3 protein-coding genes are annotated in these 3,253 nt (G+C 37.8%); all 3 read left to right on the top strand.

Annotation, left to right across the window (positions count from 1 at the left end; all coding sequences use genetic code 11):
* The coding region (locus PLK24_RS09995) for a DUF3160 domain-containing protein (RefSeq protein ID WP_324478730.1) at positions 1-434 on the top strand (434 nt) is incomplete at its 5' end.
* 157 nt (positions 435-591) lie between these two features.
* Entirely contained in the window at positions 592-2,442 is a 1,851-nt protein-coding gene (locus tag PLK24_RS09990; protein WP_324478728.1) for a phospholipid carrier-dependent glycosyltransferase, read from the top strand.
* A 27-nt stretch (positions 2,443-2,469) separates the two neighbouring features.
* Positions 2,470-3,253 (top strand): glycosyltransferase family 2 protein (locus PLK24_RS09985; protein WP_324478726.1); only part of this gene is annotated, 784 nt, incomplete at its 3' end.

Genomic DNA, 3,253 nt, shown 5'->3' with positions numbered 1-3,253 from the left:
CTTTTGGTGCTTTACTGGAAAATCTCACTATTTCGGTTATGACTGATGATGAAAGTATCAGCAACTGGTTTGAAATACTAAGTGATACTGACAAAAATGTAGCAGTCATTGCCGATATTCATACCGCTCAAATCGAAGTCGAAGAAAATGGCCAAAAAATTGAGAAAAATTTAGCCCTTGAAGTCGGAGTAGGACCAGTTTATGAAATTTATGTGGTCACCGAAGTTGATGGTTATCTAAAGCTGACCCGTGGAGCAACTTTTTCTTACTTTGAATTCCTCCACTCCGCTGATGATCGGTTAACTGATGAAAAATGGCAAGCTATGCTGAAAGCGGGAAGTAATCCACCGCCGCCAAATTGGACTCAGGGATTTTTCTCTTCCCAATATCCACCGGAAATACCTCGATTGAAATACATCTATTATTTTGATTAACATCCTCTATCTTAGAATGAAAGGGAACACCCCTTATTGTCTGTATTTTAGGGGGTGTTCCAGGCAAAATTTATAAGATTAATTAGTTTTTCATCAATATTCAATAAAAATTAGAAATAATCTGATATTTTCACCAATCCTTACCGGAAACATCTTCATGGACTGGCCAAAGAGAAATGGCTATAATATCAAAGGTTATTATCAAAGAGGTGAAGGAATAACCATGGGATCTCGGAATTCATATAAGTTATTCACTATTCTACTGATCATCATGACTATTGGGTATTCAATAGTCGCTCTCTATCAATTAGGTTCTCGGGCTGCTCCCGAAACCTTTTGGCGCCCTTTACAGGCAGAAGAAACAATAACGATCGATTTTGGAGAAATAAAAAAATTCCACTCAATTCGTTATTTTGGGGGCATTGGTGATGGTCAATATCTCTTTGAACTATCCACCGATAACCATTCCTGGCAAGAAAAGCTAAACCTCAATTTTCACGGAATTTTCGACATCTATGTATGGAAAGATGCCGTTCTTGACGGAGAGGGCCGTTTTGTTAGAATAACCGTTTTACAACCAGGAGGAAGAATGTATGAAATTGGATTCCTTGGCCCGGATGGAAAAGAAATCATTCCAATTCAAAATATTATTCAAAGTACTACTCCGGCTCATTTAGAAGGTAATGCACAAAGAATAGCTGATGAAACAAATACCATACCTGAATTACCCAGCTTTTTAAATGGAATGTATTTCGATGAAATCTATTTTGCTCGTACTGCCTTTGAACACTTACACCGTATGGAACCCTATGATTCAGTTCAGCCTTTTTTTGCCAAAATTCTTCTTTCCTTAGGAATCGCAACTTTTGGGATGAATCCTTTTGGATGGAGAATAGTCGGGACTCTTTTTGGCATTGCTATGATCCCCCTCATTTATTATTTTGGATTGCAGTTATTTAAAAAACCTTTTTATGCCTTCATTGGTGCTTTTCTTCTTACTTTTGATTTTATGCATTTTTCTCATTCTCGCATTGCCACCATCGAAGTCTATATGGTATTTTTCATTCTCTGTTCCTATTATTGTATGCTTCTCTTTTACCAAAGAAGTTTTTATGAATATCCCTTAAAAAAACTACTGATTCCACTTTTTCTATCAGGACTTTTTTATGGATGTGCATCAGCCAGTAAGCTCAATGGTATTTACTCTGGTGGTGGCTTGGCTTTTATTTTTTTAACCACTCTTCTGCGTAACTATCGGGTCCATTTAAAGATTAAGAGAGAATATCAAGATTTTAATAATCAAGATTCTACCTCAAATTCTTCGAACTCTGTCATGGTTTTCCCCCACTACACCAAAAGGATTATTCTCTGGTGTTTACTATTTTTCATTGTTATCCCTCTAACGGTTTACGCCCTGTCATTTATCCCTCTTCTTTTAGTTCCCAATCGTGGGCACAGCTTCCATGACTTGGTCCAATACCAAATTAATATGTATAATTACCATCGCAATCTCAAAGCAACCCATGGTTATTCTTCCCCTTGGTGGCAATGGCCTTTGTTAATTCGTCCTATTTGGATGTATCAAGGCCAAGGGCTTCCTGAAGGAAAAATTGCCAGTATCTCATCAATGGGAAATCCAGCTATTTGGTGGCCGGGAACTCTTTCCCTGATTGCCTGCTTTGTTGTTTGGCTAAAAAAAAGAGATAACACCCTCTTTTTCATTTTAGCCGGTTTCTTTTCCCAATATCTTCCCTGGGCAATTATTCCTCGTCTAACTTTCATTTATCATTATTTCGCTAGCGTTCCTTTTGTTATTTTTTCAATCGTGTACCTTATTCGAGAATTTTTAGAAAAATATCATGGCTCTAAGTATTTCGTCTTTATCTACCTAATCATCGTTGTGATCCTTTTTGTGATGTTTTATCCAGTTATCTCCGGTATGATAATAGATCGAGCTTATGCCGCAAGATTTTTACGCTGGATCCCAAGCTGGATTTTTTATATATAAAATAATTTAAAATTGAGGATCAACAAAATGAAGACCATTCAATATTCAGTGGTTATACCGGCTTTTAATGAGGAACCGGTAATTGCGGAAACCTATAAACGTTTAAAAAAAGTAATGGATGAGATTGGAGAGCCCTATGAACTTATTTTTATCAACGATGGAAGCTCTGACCGAACTGGAGAAATCCTTGATGAGATTCACCGTAACGATCCAAACCTAAAAGCAATTCACTTTGCCAGAAATTTTGGTCATGAAGCCGCAACAACCGCCGGATTAGACTATGCATCGGGGCAAGGCATAGTCATCATCGATGCCGATCTGCAAGATCCACCGGAATTGATACCAAACATGATAGATAAATGGAAACAGGGTTTTGAGGTCGTCTATGGGAAAAGAAAACAGCGGAAGGGTGAGTCAGCTTTCAAAAAAACGACCTCGGCGTTTTTTTACCGTTTTCTACAACGAATGACCGAGATCAATATGCCGGCTGATGTGGGAGATTTTCGGCTCATCGATCGGAAGGTTGCCGATGCTTTAAAAAATATCCGAGAAAAAAATCGTTATATGAGAGGCATTATAAGTTGGGTGGGATTTCGACAAACTGCTATAGAATTTGTTCGGGAAGAGCGTTGGGCTGGGGAAACCAAATATAACGTTAAAAAACTCCTTCGTTTAGCCTGGGATGCCATCACGGCTTTTTCTTACAAACCTTTAAAAATAGCTACCTATTTGGGATTTACTCTCTCAGGAATTAGTTTCATTTATCTCCTGATAGTCATTTTTGAAAAAGTATTTACCCAAAAAACTGTAC

The sequence above is a fragment of the Atribacter sp. genome, assembly GCF_035418125.1.
Lineage (GTDB): Bacteria > Atribacterota > Atribacteria > Atribacterales > Atribacteraceae > Atribacter > Atribacter allofermentans.
The sequence above is the reverse complement of the archived record's forward strand: the minus strand, read 5'-3'. Positions and strand labels throughout refer to the sequence as shown.